Raw genomic sequence first — 23,361 nt, forward strand, 5'->3', positions numbered from 1 at the left:
CGGTCACTCCTCCAGCACCGCCGCCGTGATCCGGTGCAGGGCGAACGTGTGCAGCATCTCGGTGCGCTCGTCCTCCGCGCGCAGGTAGCCGGCCCCGATCGACACCGGCCGCACCAGCCGCGACGCGGTCGCCCCGTGCGCGTCGACGTAGCCGACCCAGACCAGCGCCCTGTCGCGTACCGCCTGCTGGAGCACGGCCAGCGTGTCGGCGTGACTGTGCACGGGCACCGGGCCGGCGGGCGGCTGCCCGCGTACCACCGCCGGCGCGCGCCGGGCGGCGCGGGCGGCGGCGTCGCCCCGGCGGATCTGCTCGACCACCCCGAGCAGCCGGGGCATCGGGAGTTTCGGGGCGGCGAGCGGGTCCATGGTCCGCGCGGCCACCACCACCCGGGTCGGCGCGCGCCGGGTCTTCGGCCGGGTGAGGACCGCGGCGCCGGTGGCGTCCTCGGGCACCGGCGCGTACCCGGCCTCGCGCAGCGCGGTGAGCATCCGGCCCACCTGGTACGGGGTGGCCAGCACGGTCGGGGCGAGCCGGCGCAGCGCCAGCACCTCCAGCCGCTTGTCCGCCAGCACCTCGGTGAGCAGCGCCTCGTCGTCGCTGCGCACGTACGCCCCGGCGGAGCCGACGCGCAGGCCGCCGTGCCGGCGGGCGATGTCGTCGACCAGGTACGTCAGCCCCTGCGGCACGGGTGTCCGCGACCGGCGCTTGAACAGCCCGTGCAGGTCGTCGGCGGAGTAGCCGGCGTCCAGCGCCCGCCGGACGCTCGCCGGGGTGAGCCGGTGCACGCTGGCACCGCCGGCCGACTCGTGCTCGGCCACCACGTCCAGTTCGGCGGCGAGCGCCGGGTCGGGCGGGCCGGGCACGACGACGGTGAGGTCGGCCTGCACCAGGAAGTGGTCGACCGGAGCGGGCAGCAGCGCGTCCAGCGCCCGTACGGCCGTCGACGCCTCGCCCCCGGCTTCGTCGCGTACCCCGAGCGGGTCGTCGGCGGCCCGCTCGTCGGCGGTGACGTCGGCGAGCAGCAGCCGCCCGTACGAGGTGAGCGCCCCCAGCCCGGTCACGCCCAGCGTGGCCGCCTCGGCCAGCACCTCCCGGTGCGCGGCCTCGCGTCCCCGGCTGCGCCGGGGCGCCTTCCAGTCGAGCAGCTCCAGCACCTCCTCGGGGGTCGGCGCGGTCGCCGGTTCCAGCTCGGCGAGGACGCCGAGGACAGCCCGTCGGGTGGCGGGCGCACCGGCCCGCTCCGCCTCGGGGGAGAGCACCGTGATCGGGCGGTCCCGGTCGTCACGCTGGCCGACCAGCCCCGGCTGCCGGGTCATCGTCAGCCACGCCCGGGCCAGCTGCTCCCACCGCTGCGCCAGTGACCCGGCGCGCCACACCTCGTACCCGGCGCTCGGCACCACCTGCTGGTCGGCGCCGTGGCGGGTGGACACCGCACCGGGCAGCTCCAGCTCCCCGGTCAGCCCCGCCGCGTACGACGTCTCCAGCAGCAGCGCGGCGGTCGGCTCGTCCAGACCCACGGCGCGGGCCAGCCGGCGCAGGTCGCGGACGCCCAGACCGCCGGAGCGCAGCACCGGTGCCGGTTCGGCGGCGAGCTGCTCCAGCAGCGCCTCGGTCTGCCGGACCACCTCCATGGTCTGCCCGGCGCCGGCCGAGTCGACCGCTTTCGGTTCCCGCGGCGGCGCCGAGACCGGCGGCGGGGTGGTGGACAGCGGGCCGAGCGGGCCGGTGTCCCGGCGCAGCAGCAGCCCGACCTCCCGGGGCAGCTCGACCGTTCCGGGCCCGCCGCTCCGCCCGGTGGGGACCCGCACCAGCAGCCGGTGGTCGACCAGCCAGCGCACCGGCGAGCCGGTCGGCGCACCGCCGTTGGTGGGGTCCGGCGGCAGTTCGTCCTCCGCGCCGACGGGCGGAGCCTGCAGCGCGCTCAGCGGCACGCTGCCCACCGGTGGGCCGGCGGCGAGCCGGTCCAGGATCGCCCGGGCCGAGGGCGGTGCCGACAGCACCGTGCGCCGCAGCTTCGCCGGGTCCGCGCAGAGGGCCGCCGTCCGCAGGTCCAGCTCCGCGGCGGGCCGGCCCAGCCCTGCCGGGTACGGGGAGATCTCGTCGATGCCGCCGACCAGGTGTACGCGGTCGTCCGGCCCGTACAGCAGCAGGAGGGACCGGAGTCGCTGCACGGCCGCCCGGACGGCGGCCGGGGCGGGTGGCTGCGCACCGGCGGTGGCCATGGCGAGCACGGCGTCGACGCTGGTGGTGCCGTCGGACGCGTTCCGGGTCAGCCGGGCGGCGTCGAGGATCAGCAGCGTGAACCGGTCCAGGCCGTCCAGGGCGCGGGCCACCGACACCCGGGACTGGGCCCGGATGGCGAGCGCGGAGACGTCGGCCGGTACCGGGACGACGAGGTCCGGCCGCTGCTGGAGCAGGGCCGCGAGCGTCTCGTCGGGCAGCGCGCGCAGGTGGTCGGCGAGTGAGGTGGTCATCGTCGTTCCACGCTAGCCCGGCGGGGGGCCGTCCCGCCCCTCGGACGTTCGGCTCGCCCGGTTACGGTCTCGGCATGCCCGCACCGCCGACGGTCGGTTTCGACCTCGACATGACCCTGGTCGACTCCCGCCCCGGGATCGCCGCCACGTACCGGGCGTTGACCGCCCAGACCGGCGTACCCGTGGACGCCGAGGCGGCGGTGTCCCGCCTCGGCCCGCCGTTGCGGACCGAGATCGCCCGCTGGTTCCCGCCGGAGCAGGTCGAGGGCGCGGTCCGCACCTACCGCGAGCTCTACCCGGCGTACGCGATCACGCCGACCGTGCCGCTGCCGGGCGCCCGGGGCGCGATCGAGGCGGTGCGGGCGTACGGCGGGCGGGTGCTCGTGGTCACGTCGAAGCTCGGCCGGCTGGCCCGGCTGCACCTGGACCACCTCGGCCTGGCGGTCGACGAGGTCGCCGGCGACCTGTTCGCCGAGGAGAAGGCGACCGCGCTGCGGGCGCACGGCGCCACGCACTACGTGGGGGACCACGTGGCCGACATGACGGCGGCCCGGGCGGCGGAGGTGCCGGGGATCGCGGTGACGACCGGCCCGTGCTCGGCCGACGAGCTGCGTGCGGCGGGCGCGGAGGTGGTGCTGGATGATCTCACCGGATTCCCGGCGGCGCTCGACCGCATGATCGGGCTAGCCTTGTAGGCCGTAGACGTCTTGAGCGAAGCAGAGGTTCTCAGGTGCCGACGGGTCGAGTGAAGTGGTACGACGCGACCAAGGGATACGGGTTCGTCACCAGTGACGAGGGTGGCGACGTGTTCCTGCCCAAGGCCGCGCTACCGGCGGGTGTCACCGACCTGAAGGGCGGGCAGCGGGTCGACTTCAGTGTGGTCGACAGCCGCCGGGGCGCCCAGGCGATGGGGGTCAAGCTGCTGGAGGCGCCGCCCTCGGTGGCGGAGCTGCGCCGTCGGCCGGCGGAGGAGCTGCACGGCCTCGTCGAGGACATGATCAAGGTGCTGGAGGCGAAGGTCCAGCCGGACCTGCGCCGGGGCCGCTTCCCGGACCGGAAGACCGCGCAGAAGATCGCTCAGCTGGTCCACGCGGTGGCCCGCGAGTTGGAGGTCTGAGGCACCAGCCCGGCGTCGGCGGCCCGGCCGAGCAGCGCCTCGACGGCGGCGAACCCGGCCTCGCCCAGGTCGGCGGTGAACTCGTTGACGTAGAGGCCGATGTGCCGGTCCACCACGTCGGGCTCCATCTCCTGCGCGTGCGCGAGCACGTAGTCCCGGCTGGCCGCCGGTTCCGCCCAGGCGCGGCGGACCGACTCGCGGATCCAGCCGGCGGCGGCCTCCGGGTCGACCGCGCCGCGGCGGGCCAGGATCGCGCCGAGCGGGATCGGCAGGCCGGTGTCGGCCTCCCACCACTCGCCGAGGTCGACCAGGGCGGTCAGCCCGTGCCGGGGGTAGGTGAACCGCGCCTCGTGGATCACCAGGCCCGCGTCGTACCGCCCGGCGGCGACGCCCGGCATGATCTCGTGGAACGGCACGACCTCGATCCGGGCCGGCGGCCGCCCGGCCGACCAGAGCCGGAAGAGCAGGTACGCCGTGGTCCGGTCGCCGGGCACCGCGACCGTGGCGCCGGTCAGGTCCGCGCTCGTCGGACCGGTGCTCGTCGGACCGGTCGCGTCGGCGGTGTCCGAGTGGTCGTTGCCCGCGCGGTCGGGCCGGGTCAGCACCAGCGGGCCGCAACCGCGGCCGAGCGCGCCCCCGCAGGGCAGCAGGTGGTGGTCGTCGAGCAACCAGGGCAGCGCCGCGTAGCTCACCTTGACCAGGTCGAAGGCGCCGCGCTCGGCGGCGGTGTTGGTGACGTCCACGTCCGCGTAGGTCACCTCGACCGGTGGCGCCCCCGGCACCTGCCCGTGCACGAGGGCGTGGAAGACGAACGTGTCGTTGGGGCAGGGCGAGATAGCCAGCGAGAGCGCCACGCCCCAACCGTAGCCCCGCCGCTGCTACCGCCTCCGCCCCGCTCGTCGGCAATTGACCGTTGTCACGGTGCCGGCAGCGGGTGGCGGCGTGCGACGGCCGATGATGCGCGGCTCCACACGCCGATAGCTAACTCGGCGCCTTTGGAGCTGATGTCGTTGGTGCATCAGCGCGGCGGTCCTCGCGCTGGTCCGGGACGCCTCGGCCGGTCCGGCACGGTCGAGCTGGTCGGGCACGGGTCGAGCTGGTCGGGCACGGGTCGAGCTGGTCGGGTTGCGCGTCGAGCTGGTCCGTCTGCTCGGGTTGGTCCGTGTGCGCGGGCTGGTCGGTTGTGCGGCGGGCCGGTCCGGTTGTGCGGCGGGCTGGTCGGTTGTGCGGCGGGCTGGTCGGTTGTGCGGCGGGCTGGTCGGTTGTGCGGCGGGCTGGTCGGTTGTGCGGCGGGCTGGGTCGGTCATGCGGCGGGCCGGTCCGGTTGTGCGGCGGGCTGGTCGGTTGTGCGGCGGGCCGGTCCGGTTGTGCGGCGGGCTGGTCGGTTGTGCGGCGGGCTGGTCCGGCAAGCGGGGCGGTGACTTGAACGAGTCAGTTCCAAAGCGAGCCGACCAGACATGCCGCTCCACGGGCCCGCCGCGTTATCCACAGGTTTTCCACAGCGCGATCGGCCCGGTTGATTGGCGCAGGCCGGCCGTGAAGCATCGACATCATGGCCGAACCCACCGAGGCGGAACCGACACCCACCGAGGCGGAACCGACGGAACCCGGCCCGACCGGAGTCGCCGACCTGGGCAGCCTGCTCCGGGCCCTCCGCCGCGCGGCGGATCTCAGTCAACGCGAGCTGGCCGAGAAGTCGGGCGTCCCGCAGGCGACCCTCGCGCGCATCGAGGCCGGGCACACCACCAACCCGAGGTTTCGGACGGTCGAGCAGTTGGTGCGGGCGGCCGGCGGGCTCGTCGTGGCCGGGCTGCCGGACGCCGGCACGGCCGTCGTCGCCCCGCCGCCCGTGCCGCATGACGAATGGGTGGACGAGGCGGGGCGCCGCTATCCGGCGCACCTCGACGCCTGGGCGGTGCGCGAGCCGCGGGACTGGCCCGGTGCCTGGTGGGCGGAGTGGTACCGGCTGCCACCGCGGCTTCATCCGCGCAAGGTGCCGGCGGTCGCCTACGAGCGGAACCGGCGGTACCGGGACCAGCGGCGGCGGGCCGAGGAGATCCGCCGGTCGATCCGGGTGCGGCGGGTCGTGGCACCGGATCTGCCGGAGACGTCGTGGCGGTTCGTGGCGGAGTTGCCGGACGGTGAACTGGTGGGCGAGCTACGGGCGCACGAGCGCAGCCCGCATCTGGCGTACGGCGACGAGCCGAGTGACGAGCGCGAGGCGGTCCTGGACGAGATCCTGGTCGCCGCCGGGTACCGCCGGCTGGGGGTGGGCCGGCGGCTGGTCGGGCAGCTCGTCGAGGAGATGGATCGGCGGGACATCCGCACCGGGTGGGCGATCGCCGAGGGCCCTGCCGCCGACCTGCTGTTCGCCTGCGGCTACCGGGTCGAACGGCGAGGGTGGACGCTTCGCCTCGACCGCCCGACCGGCCAGCGCGGCTGATCAGGCAGGGACGACGGCCAGGAGCGCCGGCGCCGCCCCGGTGAGGGCGGCGAGCGCCTCGCGGAGGCGCCAGGCGTCCCGGTCACGCGGGCCGACCGGGTTGGAGACGGTACGCAGTTCGACGAAGGGCAGGCCGGCCTGGGCGGCGGCGACGGCCACCCCGTACCCCTCCATGGCCTCGGCCACCGCGGCGGGGTGCCGGCGCAGCAGCGCGGCGGTGCTGGCGGCCGTGCCGGTGACCGTGCCGACGGTCAGCACCGGGCCCACCGCGGCGCCCGGCAGCGCGGCCCGGAGAGCACCGACCAGCGTCGGGTCGGCGGTGATGGTGGTGCCGCCGCCCAGCACCTCCGCCGGCATGCCGAGCTGGTCCACCGGGATGAAGCCCGCCGGGGACTCGGCGCCCAGGTCGGCGGCGATCGCGCTGGTGCCGACGACCGTGCCGCCGACCGCCACCCGCCCGACGAAGCCGCCCGCCACCCCGGCGCTCACCACCGCCCGGTACGGGCGGCCGGCGGCCTCGGCCAACGCCAGCAGCCGGGCCGTGGCGGCGGCGGCCACCGCCGGGCCGACGCCGGCCGGTGCGACGGTGACGACCCCGTCCGGCAGGCCGGCCCGGATCGCCTCGGCCTCCGCGGGCACCGCGGTGACCACCAGCAGATCGGTCACGGCTGCTCCGTCACGACAGCGGCCCCCGCGGCTCCCGCCGGGTCTCGTCGTCGCTGCCACCCGGCCCACCGACGGCCGACGACGGGCGGTAGATGTGGTAGCCCGGCGGCGCCAGGTCGTCGTCCAGCGGCTCACCCGGTGTCGGGGCGGGCGAGGTGGGCGCCGGGTTGCCGGAGCTGGTGCCGACGTGCGCGGGATCGTCCGGGGCCGACTCGTCCTCGGTCAGCTCGTCGTCGGCCAACGGCCGGCCCACGAGCTTCTCCGCCCGCAGGCGGCCCGCCATCACGACGCCGCGGGCGGTGGCGAGCGTGGCGACCCCGGCGGCGACGGCGATGCCGAGCCTGCCGTCGAAGGGTACGAGGCCCAGCCCGCCACCGGCGACGAAGGCGAGCATGAGGACCGTCTCGGAATGGGCGAAGGAACTGGCCCGCAGCCGTTCCGGGATGCGCTCCTGGATCGAGGCGTCCACGGCGAGCTTGGCGATGCCGCTCATCAAGGCGGCGGCCAGACAGAGCAGCGCCACCATCGGCAACGAGAACTTGAGCGCGGCGAGGACGGCCACCCCGGCGACGACGACCATGCCGCTCGACTGGAGCGCCGCCGGCCGGTGGATGCGCAACCGGGTGCCGATCGCGGTGGCGAGGAAGCTGCCGACGGCGAGTGCGCCACCGACCAGCCCGAGCGCGGCCTCGTCGCTCAGCTCGCGCCCGAGGACGGTGGTGGTCAGGTCCCCGGCCTTGATCGCGAACGCCAGGAAGAGCAGCAGGAAGCCGTAGACGGCGCGGAGCGTGGCAGCGCCGACCAGGGTGGCCATCACCAGCCGGCCGTGCGGCCGACCACGGCCGAGCGGACGGTCACCGGCACCCCGCCGGAACGCCCGCAGCGGGCGCGGCACCCGCTCCGGCGGCTCGGAGTCCGCCTTCGGCGGCAGCCGCAGCGAGATGACCATGCCGACCAGGAAGATCACCGAGGCGACCCGCAGCGGCCACTGCGGCCCGAACCAGAAGGCGGCCAGACCGATCGGGGCGACCAGCGCACCGGCGACCGTGCCGTACACGCTGGCCCGGGCACCGACCTGGGACAGGCCGAGACCCTCCGGCAGCAGCCGGGGAACGGCCGCCGAGCGGGCCACCCCGTACGCGCGGGACAGCGCCAGCACGCCGAAGGCCGCCGGATAAAGGCCGAAGCCGTGGATGTAGTCGGAGATCAGCCACGCCAGGAAGGCCCGGCCGAGCATGGTGGCGGCCAGCGCGTACCGGCGGCCGTGCCGGAAATGGTCGAGCAGCGGGCCGACCACCGGGGCGAGGAGCGCGAACGGCACCATCGTCACCAGCAGGTAGAGGGCGACCTTGCTGCGCGCCTCGCCGAGCGGGACGTTGAAGAAGATCGTCCCGGCCAGGCCGATCGCGATGAGCGTGTCACCGGCGCAGGAGACCGCGTGCAGGTCGAACAGGCGGACCATGCCCACCTCGCGGCCGGCGCCCCGCGCACGGGCGCGTCCCGCCGAGCGGGTCACCCAGCGGCCGCTGCTGACCGAACCGCGCAGGAGCAGGCGGACCGCCTTGACACCCGTGCCGACGGTCCGCCCCAGGACGGAACGCTCGGAGCGGGAGAACAGCGGCATGTGCACCAGTCTCGCCCATCCGGGGAGTGCCTGTCAGGCGGCCCTGCGCATGGGGAACAATGGTCGGGTGACCAGGCCCGCCTCCGCTCGTGCCGCCCGTCTCGACCAGGTCTGCGCCGCCGCCGTAGACGTGGCGCGTGACGCCATCACCGAGGTCGACCCGGCGGACGTCGGCGACCACCTGCAGGCGGTCGCGGAAGGCGACCGCCTCGTGACGCACTACTTCGAGTGCCGGCTGGCCGGCTACCGGGGCTGGCGCTGGGCGGTCACCGTCACCCGGGTGCCCCGCAGCCGCACCGTGACCATCTGCGAGACGGTGCTGCTGCCCGGCCCGGACGCGATGCTCGCGCCCGGCTGGCTGCCCTGGCAGGAGCGGCTCAAGCCGGGCGACCTCGGCCCGGGCGACCTGCTGCCCACCCCGCCGGACGACGAGCGGCTCCAGCCCGGCTACCTGCTCTCCGACGACCCGGCGGTCGAGGAGACCGCCTGGGAGCTGGGCCTCGGCCGGGCGCGGGTGCTGTCCCGGGAGGGGCGCATCGACGCCGCCCAGCGCTGGTACGACGGGGACCACGGCCCGGACGCGCCGATCTCCGCCGCCGCCCCCGTCGCCGCCCGCTGCGGGACGTGCGGGTTCTACCTCCCGCTCGCCGGTGCGCTGCGGCAGTCCTTCGGGGCCTGCGGCAACTTCTTCGCCCCGGACGACGGCCGGGTGGTCAGCGCCGACCACGGTTGCGGCGCCCACTCGGAGATCCTGGTCGAGACGCCGGAGACCCCGGTCGAGGAGATGCCCACCGTCTACGACGACAGCGCGGTGGAGGCCGTCTCGGTGAGCCGGGCGCACGGGTCGGTGGAGGCCGCCGAGCCGGCGGAGCCGTACGGGCACCCGTGAGGTGACGGCCGCCGCGGGTCAGTGACCTGCGCGGCGGCGACGGCGGTGCGCGTCGTGCCGCATCATCACCGCGAGACCGGGGAAACCCCACAGAAATCCGGCCAGGCAGGTCCAGAGCCAGCTTTCCCGACCGCTCTCGACCAGGTGGTCGCGGAAGAGCAGCAGCACGAGCCCGGCGACCGCCCAGGCGGCCATCCCGGCGAGGGCGAACGGCACCATCGGCGGGTCGAGCGGCTCCGGCCGCGGCGGCTGCTGCTTCGGCACGGGGCAAGCGTACGGGATCGGCTTCCGCACCCGGCCGGCGATCTGCGACGATGCGGCCGACAAACGGAAGATCACCTGCGAGGATCCGATGGCAGTAGCCCCGCCCGACAACGACACACCGCCCGCAGCGCCGCGGAACGGTTTCGACCGCTACTTCGAGATCTCCGCCCGCGGCTCGACGATGAGTCGCGAGGTGCGCGGTGGCCTGGCCACCTTCTTCACGATGGCGTACATCGTGGTGCTCAACCCGCTGATCCTCGGCTCGGCCGTCGACGGGGACGGCAAGACGCTTCCGATCCCCGCGCTCGCCGCCGCGACCGCGCTGGTCGCCGGGCTGATGACGATCCTGATGGGCGTGGTGGGCCGGTTCCCGCTGGCGCTCGCCGCCGGTCTCGGCGTCAACGCGCTGGTCGCGTACGAGATCGCCCCGGAGATGACCTGGGCGGACGCGATGGGCCTGGTGGTCATCGAGGGTGTGATCATCGCGGTCCTGGTGCTCACCGGCCTGCGCACCGCGGTGTTCCGCTCGGTGCCCACCCAGATGAAGACCGCGATCGGTGTCGGCATCGGCCTCTTCCTGACCATCATCGGCCTGGTCGACGCGGGCTTCGTCCGGCGGATCCCGGACGAGGCGAACACCACCGTGCCGGTCGGCCTGGGCATCGGCGGCAAGCTGGTGAGCTGGCCGATGCTGGTCTTCGTGGTGGGTCTGCTGCTGACCCTGGTGCTGGTGGTACGCCGGGTGAAGGGCGCGATCCTGATCGGCATCCTCACCTCGACCGCGCTGGCGATCGTCGTCGAGGCGCTGGGCAACATCGGCCCGTCCTTCGTCAACGGGGTGTCGAACCCGAAGGGCTGGTCGCTCAACGTGCCGGAGCTGCCCAGCACGATCGTCGACATGCCGGACCTGTCGCTGCTGGGCAAGTTCAACGTGCTCGACTCGTGGAGCCGGGCCGGTTGGCTGGTCGTGCTGATGTTCGTCTTCACCCTGCTGATCACCGACTTCTTCGACACGATGGGCACGATGGTCGCGGTCGGCCAGGAGGGCGGCATGCTCGACGAGCGGGGCGCCCCGCCGCGGGCGAAGGAGATCCTGCTGGTCGACTCGATCGCGGCTGCCAGCGGCGGCGCGGCGAGCGTGTCCAGCAACACGTCGTACATCGAGAGCGCCGCCGGTGTCGCGGAGGGCGCCCGCACCGGCGTGGCCAACCTGGTCACCGGCGTGCTCTTCCTGCTGGCGATGTTCCTCGCGCCGCTGGTGGTGGTCGTGCCGTTCGAGGCGGCGTCGACCGCGCTGGTGGTGGTCGGCTTCCTGATGATGACCGCGGTACGGACGATCGACTGGTCCGACTACGAGATCGCGATTCCGGCGTTCCTCACGATCGTGCTGATGCCGTTCACGTACTCGATCTCGAACGGCATCGGCGCGGGCCTGATCACGTACGTCGTGGTGAAGCTCGCCAAGGGCAAGGCGCGGGAGGTCCACCCGCTGCTGTATGCGGTTGCCGCGCTGTTCGTGCTGTACTTCCTGCGCGGGCCCATCGAGTCCGTGGTGCTGTGAACCCGCTCCGGGCCGGTCGGCCGAACCGGACGACCGGCCCGGAGCAGGGCAAACCTCCCCGTGAGACTGGTCATATCGCATGTCGTTAGCCAGGCTCATTAGTTAGGCTAACTATCGTGACGGAGCGGACGGTGACGGCGAAGAGCGTGCCACCGGCGCAACTGGCGGTCCAGTTGCGTAACGCGATCACCCGACTCAACCGACGGGTCCGCCAGGCCCGGCCGGTCGGTGACCTGACGGTCACCCAGCTCTCCGCGCTCACCAGCCTCCAGCTGGCGGGCGCCCTGACGCCCCGGGAACTCGCCGACGTCGAACGGGTCCAGCCACCGACGATGACCAAGATCGTCGCAAAGCTGGAGGAGCGCGGCCTCGTGCAGCGCACGCCCCACCCGACCGACGGCCGGCAGGTCATCCTGGCGGCGACCGAGGGGGGCCGGGCGGTGCTCGATCAGTTCGAGCGCGCCCGGGACAGTTGGCTGGCCCACCGGCTGGCCGCGCTGACCGATGAGGAACGGGACACGCTGCACCAGGCGGCGGAGATCCTGCACCGGCTCGCCCGCGCTTGACGCACCCGCGTCACCCGCGCCCGCGCCGTCGCACGGCGATGACGCGTACGCGAGGAGGCGGCACCTAGAGTGCAGGCGAAGTTGAGCACGATGTTCCAGTCCCTACAGGTCCGCAACTACCGGCTTTTCGCATCCGGGCAGCTGATCAAGCTGATCGGTGTCTGGATGATGTTCATCGCCCAGGACTGGCTCGTCCTCGAACTCAGCGACAACTCCGCCACCGCCCTCGGCATCGTCACCGCCCTCCAGTTCACCCCCGTCCTGCTGCTCACCCTGATCTCCGGCCGGCTCGCCGACCGGTACGACAAGCGGATGCTGCTCTTCGTCGCCAACGCGTTCTGGACGGTGCTGGCGCTGGCGATGAGCCTCCTGGTGATCACGGGGCTGGTGCAGCTGTGGCACGTCTTCACGTTCGCCGCCCTGCTCGGCGTCGCCAACGCCGTCGAGACCCCGGTGCGGCAGGCCTTCGTCTCCGAGCTGGTCGGCACCTCGCTGCTGCCGAACGCGCTCTCCCTCAACGCGGCCACCTTCAACTCCGCCCGGATCGTCGGCCCGGCCCTCGCCGGCCTGGCCATCGCCGTCCTCGACGTCGGGCCCGTCTTCCTGGTCACCGCGTTCAGCTCGATCGCCCCGCTGGTGAACGTGGTCCGCATGCGCCCGGCCGAGCTGCACCGGGAGGTGCTGCCGCCGCGTGAGGAACGGGCGGAGGCCAGGGTGGTCGACGGGCTGCGCTACGTCTGGGGCCGCCCCGACCTGCTGCTGCCGATGGTGATGGTCCTGGTCATCGCCACCTCCCTGTTCAACTTCCAGCTCACCCTGGCCGCCCTGGCCAAGACCGTCTTCAACACCGGGGCCGCGTCGTTCGGCCTGTTCAGCAGCGCGCTCGCGGTGGGAGCGCTGATCGGCGCGCTGGCCGGGACCGGGCGGCGCAGCCGCCCCTCGGTGTGGCTGGTGCTCGGCGCCGCCGTCGCCTTCGCCAGCTTCGGCACGCTGGTCGGGCTGGCGTCCACGTACTGGCTGGTGGTGGCGCTGCTGCTGCCGACCGGGTTCTTCATGGTGTTCTTCGCCCAGGCGTGCAACCAGCGCATCCAGCTCGGCACCGACGCCGCCTTCCGGGGCCGGGTCATGGCGCTGTGGGTGCTGGTCTTCCTCGGCACCAACCCGGTCGGCGCGCCGGTCATCGGCTGGCTCGCCGAGACGTACGGCGCCGGCGCCAGCATCTGGATCGGCGGCCTGGTCTCCCTCACCACCGCGCTGCTCGCCCTGGCCTGGCAGCTGCGCCGCTCGGGTGCCCGGCTGCGGCTCCGGATCCTGCCGATGCCCCGCTTCTACGTCACCGAACGGCTGTGAGGAAGGGCCCCCTATTTACGCCTCCGGCAGCGGAAGGGTCCCTTCTTGACACCCGCCCGGCCGACGGATGCGGCCAATCCGGTGGCGGGGCGGCACCGGTCGGCTTAGCGTCGGTTCGTGGAGGTGGGACGCGCACTGTTGCTGACCGTGATGGTCGCCGCCGTGGTGTGCCTGCCGGTGGCGATCGCGCTGCTCTTCTGCGCCGACGAACTGCTCGACCGACTGGTCTGCGGTTGCACGGAGTGGCGGCGACGGCGGCGGGAACGGCGTACGATCGCCCGGCTGAACCGGGCGGTCGGGGCCGACGTGCTCACCCGGGACATCGACCTCAACGCGTTCGACCGGCCGGACCGGCGGCCGCTGGAGCAGCTCGCCATCGACCTGCGCCGCCTCGGCGGCCAGCGGGTCGGCGCGGGCGGGCGGTCCGCCGTCTGGCACGACGCGGTGCTCCAGGCGTACGACGAGCGGCTCCGCCTGGCCTGCGCCGCCCTCCGCATCACGCAGCACCTCGACGAGCTGACCGGTGTGGACCGGGAGATCGAACGGGTCCGCGTCGAGGGCCTGCTGCACCGGGCCGGGTTGCTCCTGCCCGCCGCCCGACCGCAGCACCGGCAGCGACACCGGTGAGCGGCGGCCGGCGGATCGCTTGGTGGCCGGGGCCGGATTGAGGCTCTTCGCCGCCGTCTACCCGCCGCCGGAGGCCGTGGCGCACTTGAGCGCGCAGCTCGCCCGCCTGCGCGTCGGGGCGGCCGCCGCCGGAGGAATCAACGTGCGCCTCGCCGATCCCGCCCAGGCCCACGTCACCCTCGCCTTCCTCGGCGAGGTGGAGGCGGATCGGCTGGTGGCCGTGGAGAGCGCCCTCGGCCTGGCCGCCGAGTGGTCCCGGGACGGCCGCTCGGGCACGCCCCGGCTGCGGCTGGGCGGCGGCGGGAAGTTCGGTCGGGGTCGCTTCACCGTGCTGTGGGTGGACCTGCTGGGCGACGTGGCGGCGCTGACCGTACTGGCCCGGCTCATCCGCTCCCGCCTGCGCAACAACCGCCTGCCGTACGACGAGAAGCCGTTCCGCCCGCACCTGACCATCGCCCGCCCCGGCGACCGGGTGCCCGCGGCCGACGTGGCCGCCGACGTCGAGGCGCTGCACGCGTACCAGGGTCCGGAGTGGCCGGCCAGCGAGCTGGTGCTGATGCGCAGCCACCCCGGCCCCCGCCCCACCTACGACCGCCTGGCCGCCTGGCCGCTGTGACCGGCGCGCCGGACCGCCGTCACCAGGCCCAGGCCTCCGGGCCCGGGCCGCCGTTGCCGATGGGCGGGAACAGCTCGTCGAGCCGGGCCAGCGTGGCGTCGTCGAGCTTCACGTCCAGCGCGCCGAGGGAGCGGTCGAGCTGCTCCACGGTCCGCGGCCCGATGATCGGCGCGGTGACCCCGGGCCGGGCGAGCAGCCAGCCGAGCGCCACGTCAGCGGGGTCGTGCCCCAGGTCGTCGCAGAGTTTCTCGTACGCCTCGATGGTCGGCCGGTGCTCGGCGAGCGCGTCGGCGGCGCGGCCGGTGGTGCCGCGGGCGGCCCCGCCCTCGGACATCTTGCGCAGTACGCCGGCGAGGAGCCCGCCGTGCAGCGGCGACCACGGAATGATGCCCAGGCCGTGGTGCTGCGCGGCCGGCACGACCTCCAGCTCGACGTGCCGGGTGAGCAGGTTGTAGATGCACTGCTCGGAGACGAGACCGAAGAAGTTGCGTCGGGCGGCGGCCTCCTGCGCCACCGAGATGTGCCAACCGGCGAAGTTGGACGATCCGACGTAGAGCACCTTGCCCTGGGCGACCAGGGTCTCCATCGCCTGCCAGATCTCCTCCCATGGGGTGCTCCGGGAGATGTGGTGCATCTGGTAGAGGTCGATGGTGTCGGTCTGCAGCCGGCGCAGCGACGCCTCACAGCCCCGGATGATGTGCCGGGCCGAGAGCCCCTGCTCGTTGGGCCAGTCGCCCATCTTGCCGTACACCTTGGTGGCCAGCACGACCTTCTCGCGCCGGTCGCCGCCCTGGGCGAGCCAGCGGCCGATGATGTGCTCGGTGACCCCCTCGCCGAGCTTCCAGCCGTACACGTCGGCGGTGTCGAAGAAGTTGATCCCGCGCTCCAGCGCCCGGTCCATGATGGCGAAGCTGTCCGCCTCGCTGGTCTGCGGCCCGAAGTTCATCGTGCCGAGGCAGAGACGGCTGACCGACAGGCCGGTGCGACCGAGGTTCGTGTACTCCATGCGTCCCACCCTGCCACGGCCCCGGCCGGGCCGCCGCCCGTCAGTCGGGGCCGGCGACCAGGCTCAGGAGGACTCGCGGGCCGCCGGGCCGCTGCCGAAGAGCACGTCGTCCCAGCTGGGCAGGCGCTTGCGCGGCTTGCCACCCTCGCCCGACTCGGTGCCGCCCGCGGCCGCCGCCGCGCCGGTGCGGCGTGGCCGCAGCACCGCCAGCGACGGTACGGCCGGCACCTCCTTCGGCGCGTCCGAGTCGTCGTCGAAGGCGGAGCCGGGACCGCCGCCGAGCAGCGCCGCCGCGCCGCCGACGGCCCGCTGGCGCGGCGCGTCCGAACCCAGCGCGGCCGGGGTACGCGGCTCGAGGCCGCGGCCGGACGTGCCGCCGAGCGGACGGTCGAGGGAGGCGAGCAGGGCGTCGCGGCCGGCGCGGATCGGGTCGCGCCCCGGACGGGCGTGCTCGGCCGGCGCCGGCAGGCCGTGCCCACCCCGGCTGGGCTCGCCACGCGACGGCGTGGGCAGCCCGTGGCCGCCCCGCTCGGGCGCCGGCTCCTGGCCGAGGATCGGCGTGGGCCGCTCGGCGCACAGGTACTGCGCCATGTCGTCGTGCGGCGTGACCGACTGCCGGGTCTTGTCCAGATCCCAGACCGCCTGCGCGGTGGCCTTGCCGGACGGCCACGTGGCGACGATCCGCCAGGTGCCGTCGTCGCGGCGCCACGCGTCCCACGAGATCTTCTCGGTGTCGATGCCGTGCTGGGCCAGCCGGCCGCTGACCACCTCGGCGAGCGGGGTGGGCTTCTCCGCGCCCTTGAGCCGGGTGCGGCGGGCGTGCTGGGCGAGCATGGCCCGCTCCTGGAGGACCGGGCCGGCGTAGCGCAGCACCCGGTCGACCGGGACACCCGCGATGCGGGCGACGTCCTCGGCGGACTCGCCGGAGCGGATCCGGGACTGGATGTCCCGTGGGGACAGTGACGGCGCGGGATCGGCGGCCGGCGCCGGGGCCACCGCCAGCGGCGGGGCGCCGGGCTCCGGGTGCAGCGCGGTGGCGACACGCTCGTCCAGGGGCAGGGCGAGGAGTCGCCCCACCTCGTCGGCGAGCACCAGGGCCTGGCCGTCCTCGGAGAGGGCGACGAAGCGTACTGGGCGCATAGCGTTGCCTCCGTCCCGCTTCGCTGGCCGCACGCCACAGGTCCGGCCACCCGGGCGTCTCGCACCACCGTACGCTGATCTGCCCACGGGTGGGGGATGCGACACCCCGCGATTCGCGATTGAGCTGCGGTGATGATCACGGTGGGTGTCGGCCGAGGCCTCGGCCGACACCCACCGTGACGATGGTCAGAGTCGCTCGACGACGTAGTCGATGGACGCGGTCAGCGCCTCGACGTCGGCCGGCTCGACCGCCGGGAAGAGCGCGACCCGCAGCTGGTTGCGGCCCAGCTTGCGGTACGGCTCGGTGTCGACGATGCCGTTGGCGCGCAGCGCCTTCGCGATGGTGGTGGCGTCCACCCCGTCGGCGAAGTCGATGGTGGCGACCACGTTGGACCGCAGCGCCGGGTCGGCGACGAACGGCGTGGCCACCGCCGAGCGCTCCGCCCAGCCGTACACGATGCTGGCGCTCTCCGCCGTGCGCTTGGCCGCCCAGGCCAGGCCGCCCTGCGCGTTCATCCAGTCGGTCTGCTCCGCGGCCAGGAAGATCGTGGCCAGGGCGGGGGTGTTGTACGTCTGCTCCAGCCGCGAGTTGTCGATCGCGGTGATCAGGTCGAGGAAGGCCGGGATGTAGCGGCCGGACGCCTTGACCTCGGCGGCCCGGTCCAGCGCGGCCGGCGACATCAGGGCCAGCCAGAGGCCGCCGTCGGAGCCGAAGCACTTCTGCGGGGCGAAGTAGTAGACGTCGGTCTCGCCGACGTTGACCTCCAGGCCGCCGGCGCCGGAGGTGGCGTCGACCAGGAGCAGCGAACCCTCGTCCGCCCCCGGCACCCGGCTGATCGGCACCGCGACGCCGGTGGACGTCTCGTTGTGCGGAGTCGCGTAGACGTCCACACCGGCCTCGGCGGCCAGGGTCGGGGCGGTGCCCGCCGCCGACTTGCGGATCGTGGGGTCGCCGAGGAACGGGGCGTCCTTGACCGCCTTGGCGAACTTCGCGCCGAACTCGCCGAAGCTCGCGAACTGGGCCCGGTCCCGGATGAGGCCGAACGTGGCGACCTCCCAGAACGCGGTGGTGCCGCCGTTGCCGAGCACGACCTCGTACCCCTCGGGCAGGGCGAAGAACTCGGCGATGCCCCGGCGCAGGCGGGCGACCTGGTCGCGGACCGTCTGCTGCCGGTGCGAGGTGCCCAGGTAGCTGGTCGCCACGTCGGCGAGCGCGGAGACCGCCGCCGGACGGACCTTGGACGGCCCGCAGCCGAAGCGCCCGTCGGCGGGCTTGATGTCGTCGGGAATCCGGATGGTCGGTGCGTCAGCCACGGTCTTGGAGATCCTTCCGCATGGGCGAGGGCGGGCCCGGTCAACCCGGGCGCGGATCGACGGCGGGACGCGTGCGGAGGACGCACGGCTCGGCCGGGATCCGGACCCGGTCCGGCGACACTGCCGACCCCCATCCTCGCACCCGGGCCGGCACCGATCGCGGCTGGTCCCACGCCTGCCGGTGAGTCCTACGCCACATCGAACCGGCCGGGCTGCCCGAGGCGGGGCGCCGCGCCGCCCGGCCGGCGGCGGGCGGTCACCGGGAGCCGGGTGAGACGGAGGCCCCGGCCGGTGCGGCCGGGGCCTCCGGGACGGTGTCAACCGCCCTTCCTCACCCCTCAGACGCCGTGCGGGACCTGGTCCCAGCCCTCGACCTCGTGCGGCTTGCGGGGGCTCGGGCCGACGTAGCGGGCCGACGGGCGGACGAGCCGCTGGAGCTTCTTCTGCTCCAGGATGTGCGCGCTCCAGCCGCCCATCCGGGCGCAGGTGAACATCGAGGTGAACATGTGCGCGGGCACCTCGGCGAAGTCCAGCACGACGGCCGACCAGAACTCGACGTTGGTGGCGAGCACCCGGTCCGGCTTGCGGTTGTGCAGTTCCTCCAGGGCGGCCTTCTCCAGCGCCTCGGCGATCTCGAAGCGCGGCGCGCCCAGCTCCTTGGCGGTGCGGCGGAGCACCCGGGCGCGCGGGTCCTCGGCCCGGTAGACCCGGTGGCCGAAGCCCATCAGCCGCTCGCCGCGGTCGAGCACGCCCTTGACGTACCCCTCGGCGTCGCCGCTGCGCTCGACGGCCTCCAGCATGTTCAGCACCCGGGAGGGCGCGCCGCCGTGCAGCGGCCCGGAGAGCGCGCCGATGCCGGAGGAGATGCAGGCCGCCGCGTCCGCGCCGGTGGAGGCGACGATGCGGGCGGTGAAGGTGGAGGCGTTCAGGCCGTGCTCGGCGGCCGAGATGAAGTACGCGTCCACGGCCTTGACGTGCCGCGGGTCCGGCTCGCCCCGCCAGCGCTTCATGAAGCGCTCGACGATGGTGGACGCCTTGTCGATCTCCTTCTGCGGCACCGCCGGCAGCCCGAGGCCGCGCGCGGACTGGGCGACGAAGGAGAGCGCGGTCACCGACACCCGGGCCAGATCCTCCCGGGCCTGCTCGTCGGAGATGTCGAGCAGCTGGTGCAGCCCCCAGTACGGGGCGAGCATCGCCACCGCCGACTGCACGTCGACCCGGATGTCACCGGAGTGCACCGGGACCGGGAACGGCTCGGCCGGCGGCAGACCCGGGCCGAAGCGCCCGTCCACCAGCAGCGCCCACACGTTGCCGAACGAGACCTGGCCGATCAGATCCTCGATGTCGACGCCGCGGTAGCGCAGCGAACCGCCCTCACGGTCAGGTTCGGCGATCTCGGTCTCGAAGGCTACGACGCCTTCGAGACCGGGTTTGAAGTCGGCCATGTCGCTCTCCTGGATCTGGCTCGGTGCGCCCGCACGGGCCCTCATCCGGCCCAGCGTCTTAGGCGACCCTCAGGGATGTGTTCGTGACATCTTGCCTGCTGGTTAAGGAAACTTGCGACCCGTGACAACTGTGCCGCACGCCTCATCCCCCCGCAGGGCGACCGGGGGACCGTCGGTGACACTTGTCAGCGGGGGCTGGCCTGCGCCGTAGCGTGGCGGGTGGCCGGACGGGGAGAGGAGTGGACGTGACGGGCGACACAGTGCCGCCGGCGGACATGCGTAACGAGTACGCGGCGGACCTGGGCCTGACCGAGGCGGACCTGGCGGGGGACTGGCACACCCAGTTCGACCGCTGGTTCGCCGACGCGGTGGCCGCCGGGCTGCCCGAGCCGAACGCGATGGTCCTCGGCACGGCCGACGCCGACGGGCGGCCGAGCGGCCGCACCGTGCTGCTGAAGGGGTACGACCCGGACGGCTTCGTCCTGTTCACCAACTACGGCTCCCGCAAGGGCGCCGAGGTGGCCGCCAACCCGTACGCCAGCCTGGTCTTCCCCTGGTTCGCCATCCAGCGGCAGGTGGTGGTGACCGGCCGGGTGGAGCGGCTGGACCGGGCGGAGAGCGAGGCGTACTTCGCCAGCCGGCCGCGCGGCTCCCAGCTCGGGGCGTGGGCGAGCGAGCAGTCCCGGGTGCTCCCGGACCGGGCGGCCCTGGACGCCGCGTACCGGGCCGCGGCGGAACGCTTCGCCGACGTGGACATGATCCCCGCCCCGCCACGGTGGGGCGGGCTGCGGGTCCGACCGGACGGCGTGGAGTTCTGGCAGGGCCGGGCGAGCCGGCTGCACGACCGGCTGCGGTTCCGGCGTACCGGCGAGGGCTGGGTCGTCGAGCGGCTGGCACCGTGACCGAGGTCACGCAGACCCGCCGGGAGGGCGCCGGCCGGTGGGCCATCGACCTGCGCCCGCTGCGGGTGCCGGCGTTCCGCCGGATGTGGCTCGGCAACACCCTGGCGATGTTCGGGTTCCAGTTCACCGCGGTCGCCGTCCCGGTGGAGATGTACGCGCTGACCCGGGACTCGTTCTGGGTCGGCCTGCTGGGCGTCGCCGGCTTCGTACCCCTGCTGGTCTTCGGGCTCTGGGGCGGCGCGGTGGCCGACGCCCGCGACCGGCGGCGCGTGCTGCTCGGCGGCTCGGCCCTGCTCTGGGCGTCGATGCTCGGCCTGCTGGCGCACGCGCTGCTCGGGATCGGCAGCCCGGTGCTGCTGCTGGCGCTGGTCGCCGTCCACTCGGTGGCGTTCGCGATCAGCTCGCCCGCCCGCACCGCGATCCTGCCCCGGTTGCTGCCGCCGGAGCTGGTCCCGTCGGGCACCACGCTGAACTACACCACGTTCACGGCGGCGTCGGTGGTCGGCCCGCTCGCCGCCGGCCTGATCTTCGCGGCCTTCGGCACCGGGCACGGCCTGCCGATCGCGTACGCGGTGGACACCGTCCTCTTCACCGGCCTGGTCGTGGCCACGCTGCGGCTGCCGGCGATGCCGCCGGAGCCGCCCGCCGACGGCGAGGTGCGGCGCGGTGGGCTGGCCGGAATCGTCGACGGCTTCCGTTACCTCGCCACGACGCCGGTGCTGCTGCTGTCGTTCGCGATCGACCTGATCGCGATGATCCTGGCGATGCCGAGGGCGCTCTTCCCCGAGATCGCGCAGGAGCGGTTCGGCGGCGGTTCGGCGGTCGGCTGGCTGTTCAGCGCCATCGCGATCGGGGCGATGCTGGGCGGGCTCACCTCCGGCTGGATCGGACGGCTGCGCCGGCAGGGGCTGGCCCTGGTGGTGGCGGTCGTCGGGTGGGGCCTGGCCATCGCGGTGGCCGGGCTGGCCCGGCAGCTCTGGCTGATGGTGGTGCTGCTCGCGGTGGCCGGCGCGGCCGACCTGGTGAGCGCGGTGCTGCGCCAGTCGATGCTGCTGATCTACGCGCCGGACCGGATGCGCGGCCGGTTGCAGGGCGTCAACACGGTGGTGGTGGCGGGCGGTCCCCGCCTGGGCGACCTGCGGGCCGGTGCGATGGCGGCCGGCTTCGGCGGCGCCGGCGTGGCCTGGGTCGCCGGCGGGCTGGCGTCCGCCGTGCTGGCGCTGCTGCTGGCGGTGTCGTTCCCGGCCCTGGTCCGCTACCGGGCGGCGAGCGCGTCGAGCGGGAAGGCGAGTTGACCGGTTAAGGTCGCCGGCATGGAGATCACCGGAGCGCGCTCCCCCTCGGGCGCGCAGTGGACCATCGCCGCGGGCGGCCACGAGGCCGTGATCGTCGAGGTCGGCGGCGGGATCCGGACCTACCGGCACGAGGGCGTCGACCACCTGGACGGGTACGCCGCCGACGAGCTGTGCCCCGGCTGCGCCGGGCAGGTGCTCGCGCCCTGGCCGAACCGGATCCGGGACGGGCGCTACCGGTTCGGCGACCGGGACCTGCAGCTGTCGATCAGCGAGCCGGAGCGGGACGTGGCGATCCACGGCCTGGTGAACTGGGTGCCCTGGCAGCTGCTGGAGCGATCGGCCGACGCGGTGACGGTCGGGTACGAACTGGCCCCCACCCCCGGTTATCCCTGGCCGCTGCGGCTGCGGAGCCGGTGGAGCGTCGGCTCGGACGGGCTGCGCGCCGAGCACGAGGTCACCAACAGCGGCGGGGAGCCGGCGCCGTTCGGGTTCGCGTCCCACCCGTACCTGCGGGTGCCCGGCGTCGCGGTGGACGACGTTGTGCTGCGGCTGCCGGCCCGCAGCCGGCTGCAGGTGGACAGCCGCCGCCTGCTGCCGATCGCCGTCTCCCCGGTGGCCGGCACCGAGTACGACTGGACCGCGCCGCGCCGCATCGGTCCGGCGGTGCTCGACCACACCTTCGGCGACGTGGTCCGGGACGACGACGGCGGCTCGGCGGTCGACCTCACCGGACCGGACGGCGGGGTGCGGATCTGGGCGGACCGGCAGTTCGGCTGGTGGCAGGTCTTCACCGGGGACACGCTGACCGGGGAGCGGCACCGGCGCTCGGTGGCGGTGGAGCCGATGACCTGCCCGCCGGACGCGTTCCGGTCGGGGCGGGATCTGATCACGTTGGAGCCCGGCGACACCTGGCGGGGTGTCTGGGGCATACGGCCGACGGCCTGAGGAGGCGAGCGTGGAGTTCGCGGAGGTGGTCCGGCGCCGCCGGATGGTCCGCAACTACGACCCGGACCGGCCGGTCCCGCCGGAGGTGGTGGACCGGCTGCTGGACCACGGGATCCGGGCACCCTCGGCCGGCTTCTCCCAGGGCTGGGGCTTCCTGGTGCTGGAGGCCCCCGAGGACCGGGAGCGGTTCTGGGCGGCGGCCACCCCGGACACGGGCGGCCGGGACCGCTGGCTGGCCGGGATGCGGCAGGCCCCGCTGATCATCGTCCCGCACGCGAACCGCTCGGCGTACCTGGACCGGTACGCCGAGCCGGACAAGGGCTGGGCGGACCGGTCGACCGAGCGGTGGCCGGTGCCGTACTGGTACATCGACACCGGATTCGCCGCGCTGCTGATGCTGCTCACCGCCGTCGACGAGGGCCTGGGCGCGTGCTTCTTCGGCATCCCGCCGCAGCGGCTGGATGGCTACCGGACGGCGTTCGGGGTTCCGGAGGAGTACCACCCGATCGGCGCGGTCACCGTCGGTTACCGCGCGCCCGACCATCGGTCACCATCCCTGCGGCGCGGTCGGCGTTCGGTCGAAGAGGTGGTCCGTCGCGGCCGGTGGAGCTGACCGGGAAGCGCGGTTCGTCCGGTTGAGAAGCGGACTGCCGGTAGCGAAACTGACATCAGGGAACAGAACGCGACGTGACCGGGGCCGCTAGGCTGGCACGGTCATCGGTGCTGCGGGTCGCGGCGCCACGCCGCGACCCGCCCCGGTGTCGCGGGTCGGCCGGTCAAGGGGGAGGGGAGCGTGCCGTCGTGATCTTCAGAGCGGTCCGGGACGGGCGTCCCTACCCCGAGCACAACCTGACGCTCAAGCAGTGGGCCGAGATCCCCCCGCGTCCGCTGCGCCTGGACCAGTTGATCACCACGAAGCGCGAGCTGGCACTCGACAAGCTGCTCGCCGAGGATTCGACCTTCTACGGCGACCTCTTCCCGCACGTGGTCCAGTGGAACGGCGGGCTCTACCTGGAGGACGGCCTGCACCGGGCGCTGCGGGCGGCGCTCCAGCAGCGCAACCAGATCCACGCCCGGGTGCTCGTGCTCTCCGAGGCGGTGGAGTGAGCCTTCGTT

General features: G+C 74.2%; 23 protein-coding genes. 14 read left to right on the forward strand and 9 right to left on the reverse strand.

From position 1 onward, the window contains the following. Window positions 1-3 precede the first annotated feature (3 nt). The gene (locus EV376_RS07455; RefSeq protein ID WP_130321394.1) at window positions 4-2,475 is read right to left on the reverse strand and encodes a helicase-associated domain-containing protein; all 2,472 of its coding nucleotides are present in this window, start codon (window positions 2,473-2,475) and stop codon (window positions 4-6) included. Between the two features lie 74 nt (window positions 2,476-2,549). Here EV376_RS07455 and EV376_RS07460 point away from each other — a divergent pair, with 74 nt between their 5' ends. Both EV376_RS07460 and EV376_RS07465 read left to right on the forward strand, forming a co-directional pair. Then, on the forward strand, window positions 2,550-3,170 hold the full coding sequence (locus EV376_RS07460) for an HAD family hydrolase (protein WP_130321395.1): 621 nt from the start codon (window positions 2,550-2,552) through the stop codon (window positions 3,168-3,170). 35 nt (window positions 3,171-3,205) lie between these two features. Further along, window positions 3,206-3,592 carry a cold-shock protein gene (locus EV376_RS07465; RefSeq protein WP_130321396.1) on the forward strand — a complete coding sequence of 129 codons (387 nt, stop codon included), beginning with the start codon at window positions 3,206-3,208 and terminating at the stop codon, window positions 3,590-3,592. Here the strand turns inward: EV376_RS07465 and EV376_RS07470 are convergent. Then, window positions 3,553-4,446, reverse strand: a complete 894-nt coding sequence (locus EV376_RS07470; RefSeq protein ID WP_130321397.1) for a 1,4-dihydroxy-6-naphtoate synthase — start codon at window positions 4,444-4,446, stop codon at window positions 3,553-3,555. The genes EV376_RS07465 and EV376_RS07470 overlap by 40 nt on opposite strands. Before the next feature lie 698 nt (window positions 4,447-5,144). Between EV376_RS07470 and EV376_RS30105 the strand changes: the two genes are divergently transcribed. Then, window positions 5,145-6,035: a GNAT family N-acetyltransferase gene (locus EV376_RS30105; protein ID WP_165437965.1), complete on the forward strand. Its 891-nt coding sequence runs from the start codon at window positions 5,145-5,147 to the stop codon at window positions 6,033-6,035. On the opposite strand, the gene EV376_RS07480 is transcribed toward EV376_RS30105, so the two are convergent. Together EV376_RS07480 and EV376_RS07485 are read right to left on the reverse strand one after the other, a co-directional pair. Then, window positions 6,036-6,701, reverse strand: a complete 666-nt coding sequence (locus EV376_RS07480; RefSeq protein ID WP_130321398.1) for a futalosine hydrolase — start codon at window positions 6,699-6,701, stop codon at window positions 6,036-6,038. A 10-nt stretch (window positions 6,702-6,711) separates the two neighbouring features. Continuing rightward, window positions 6,712-8,325 (reverse strand): MFS transporter, encoded by a 1,614-nt coding sequence (locus tag EV376_RS07485; protein WP_130321399.1) that lies wholly within the window; start codon window positions 8,323-8,325, stop codon window positions 6,712-6,714. On the opposite strand from EV376_RS07485, the gene EV376_RS07490 reads away from it, so the two are divergent. Then, a complete protein-coding gene (locus EV376_RS07490) occupies window positions 8,324-9,214 on the forward strand; it encodes a DUF3027 domain-containing protein (RefSeq protein ID WP_486482548.1) in 891 nt (296 codons plus the stop codon). The genes EV376_RS07485 and EV376_RS07490 overlap by 2 nt on opposite strands. Window positions 9,215-9,232: 18 nt before the next feature. On the opposite strand, the gene EV376_RS07495 is transcribed toward EV376_RS07490, so the two are convergent. Next, window positions 9,233-9,478, reverse strand: a complete 246-nt coding sequence (locus EV376_RS07495) for a DUF2530 domain-containing protein (protein ID WP_130321401.1) — start codon at window positions 9,476-9,478, stop codon at window positions 9,233-9,235. Between the two features lie 88 nt (window positions 9,479-9,566). Here EV376_RS07495 and EV376_RS07500 point away from each other — a divergent pair, with 88 nt between their 5' ends. The 5 genes from EV376_RS07500 (at window position 9,567) to thpR (ending at window position 14,198) form a co-directional block, all read left to right on the forward strand. Continuing rightward, window positions 9,567-11,039 carry an NCS2 family permease gene (locus EV376_RS07500; RefSeq protein WP_130321402.1) on the forward strand — a complete coding sequence of 491 codons (1,473 nt, stop codon included), beginning with the start codon at window positions 9,567-9,569 and terminating at the stop codon, window positions 11,037-11,039. Window positions 11,040-11,155: 116 nt separating this feature from the next. Next, window positions 11,156-11,605 (forward strand): MarR family transcriptional regulator, encoded by a 450-nt coding sequence (locus EV376_RS07505; RefSeq protein WP_207228074.1) that lies wholly within the window; start codon window positions 11,156-11,158, stop codon window positions 11,603-11,605. Window positions 11,606-11,674: 69 nt separating this feature from the next. Continuing rightward, window positions 11,675-12,955 (forward strand): MFS transporter, encoded by a 1,281-nt coding sequence (locus EV376_RS07510; protein WP_130321403.1) that lies wholly within the window; start codon window positions 11,675-11,677, stop codon window positions 12,953-12,955. 117 nt (window positions 12,956-13,072) lie between these two features. Then, a complete protein-coding gene (locus EV376_RS07515; protein ID WP_130321404.1) occupies window positions 13,073-13,582 on the forward strand; it encodes a hypothetical protein in 510 nt (169 codons plus the stop codon). A gap of 37 nt (window positions 13,583-13,619) precedes the next feature. Next, window positions 13,620-14,198, forward strand: coding sequence for an RNA 2',3'-cyclic phosphodiesterase (gene thpR, locus EV376_RS07520; RefSeq protein WP_130328565.1), 579 nt, complete (start codon window positions 13,620-13,622; stop codon window positions 14,196-14,198). A 19-nt stretch (window positions 14,199-14,217) separates the two neighbouring features. On the opposite strand, the gene EV376_RS07525 is transcribed toward thpR, so the two are convergent. The 4 genes from EV376_RS07525 to EV376_RS07540 form a co-directional block, all read right to left on the reverse strand. After that, window positions 14,218-15,204 carry an aldo/keto reductase gene (locus EV376_RS07525; RefSeq protein ID WP_130321405.1) on the reverse strand — a complete coding sequence of 329 codons (987 nt, stop codon included), beginning with the start codon at window positions 15,202-15,204 and terminating at the stop codon, window positions 14,218-14,220. 63 nt (window positions 15,205-15,267) lie between these two features. Beyond that, window positions 15,268-16,344, reverse strand: coding sequence for a septation protein SepH (gene sepH, locus EV376_RS07530; protein ID WP_130321406.1), 1,077 nt, complete (start codon window positions 16,342-16,344; stop codon window positions 15,268-15,270). A 186-nt stretch (window positions 16,345-16,530) separates the two neighbouring features. Continuing rightward, the gene (gene serC / locus EV376_RS07535; RefSeq protein WP_130321407.1) at window positions 16,531-17,658 is read right to left on the reverse strand and encodes a phosphoserine transaminase; all 1,128 of its coding nucleotides are present in this window, start codon (window positions 17,656-17,658) and stop codon (window positions 16,531-16,533) included. Between the two features lie 338 nt (window positions 17,659-17,996). After that, on the reverse strand, window positions 17,997-19,103 hold the full coding sequence (locus EV376_RS07540) for a citrate synthase 2 (RefSeq protein ID WP_130328566.1): 1,107 nt from the start codon (window positions 19,101-19,103) through the stop codon (window positions 17,997-17,999). Window positions 19,104-19,342: 239 nt separating this feature from the next. On the opposite strand from EV376_RS07540, the gene pdxH reads away from it, so the two are divergent. The 5 genes from pdxH (at window position 19,343) to EV376_RS07565 (ending at window position 23,352) form a co-directional block, all read left to right on the forward strand. Next, on the forward strand, window positions 19,343-20,005 hold the full coding sequence (gene pdxH, locus EV376_RS07545) for a pyridoxamine 5'-phosphate oxidase (RefSeq protein ID WP_130321408.1): 663 nt from the start codon (window positions 19,343-19,345) through the stop codon (window positions 20,003-20,005). Beyond that, window positions 20,002-21,300, forward strand: coding sequence for an MFS transporter (locus EV376_RS07550; RefSeq protein WP_130321409.1), 1,299 nt, complete (start codon window positions 20,002-20,004; stop codon window positions 21,298-21,300). Before pdxH ends, EV376_RS07550 begins: the two co-directional genes overlap by 4 nt. Before the next feature lie 18 nt (window positions 21,301-21,318). Next, complete coding sequence (locus EV376_RS07555) at window positions 21,319-22,245, forward strand: aldose 1-epimerase family protein (RefSeq protein WP_130321410.1); 927 nt, start codon at window positions 21,319-21,321, stop codon at window positions 22,243-22,245. 10 nt (window positions 22,246-22,255) lie between these two features. Beyond that, on the forward strand, window positions 22,256-22,858 hold the full coding sequence (locus EV376_RS07560) for a nitroreductase family protein (protein WP_130321411.1): 603 nt from the start codon (window positions 22,256-22,258) through the stop codon (window positions 22,856-22,858). A gap of 188 nt (window positions 22,859-23,046) precedes the next feature. After that, a complete protein-coding gene (locus EV376_RS07565; protein WP_091593012.1) occupies window positions 23,047-23,352 on the forward strand; it encodes a type II toxin-antitoxin system VapB family antitoxin in 306 nt (101 codons plus the stop codon). Window positions 23,353-23,361: the final 9 nt, after the last annotated feature.

The organism is Micromonospora sp. CNZ295, from assembly GCF_004217535.1.

Coding starts and splice junctions, on each gene's coding strand:
- EV376_RS07485 (WP_130321399.1), bottom strand. CDS start 8,325: ATGCCGCTGTTCTCCCGCTCCGAGCGTTCCGTCCTGGGGCGGACCGTC.
- sepH (WP_130321406.1), bottom strand. CDS start 16,344: ATGCGCCCAGTACGCTTCGTCGCCCTCTCCGAGGACGGCCAGGCCCTG.
- EV376_RS07555 (WP_130321410.1), top strand. CDS start 21,319: ATGGAGATCACCGGAGCGCGCTCCCCCTCGGGCGCGCAGTGGACCATC.
- EV376_RS07500 (WP_130321402.1), top strand. CDS start 9,567: ATGGCAGTAGCCCCGCCCGACAACGACACACCGCCCGCAGCGCCGCGG.
- EV376_RS07455 (WP_130321394.1), bottom strand. CDS start 2,475: ATGACCACCTCACTCGCCGACCACCTGCGCGCGCTGCCCGACGAGACG.
- EV376_RS07490 (WP_486482548.1), top strand. CDS start 8,324: ATGTGCACCAGTCTCGCCCATCCGGGGAGTGCCTGTCAGGCGGCCCTG.
- EV376_RS30105 (WP_165437965.1), top strand. CDS start 5,145: ATGGCCGAACCCACCGAGGCGGAACCGACACCCACCGAGGCGGAACCG.
- EV376_RS07460 (WP_130321395.1), top strand. CDS start 2,550: ATGCCCGCACCGCCGACGGTCGGTTTCGACCTCGACATGACCCTGGTC.
- EV376_RS07525 (WP_130321405.1), bottom strand. CDS start 15,204: ATGGAGTACACGAACCTCGGTCGCACCGGCCTGTCGGTCAGCCGTCTC.
- EV376_RS07540 (WP_130328566.1), bottom strand. CDS start 19,103: ATGGCCGACTTCAAACCCGGTCTCGAAGGCGTCGTAGCCTTCGAGACC.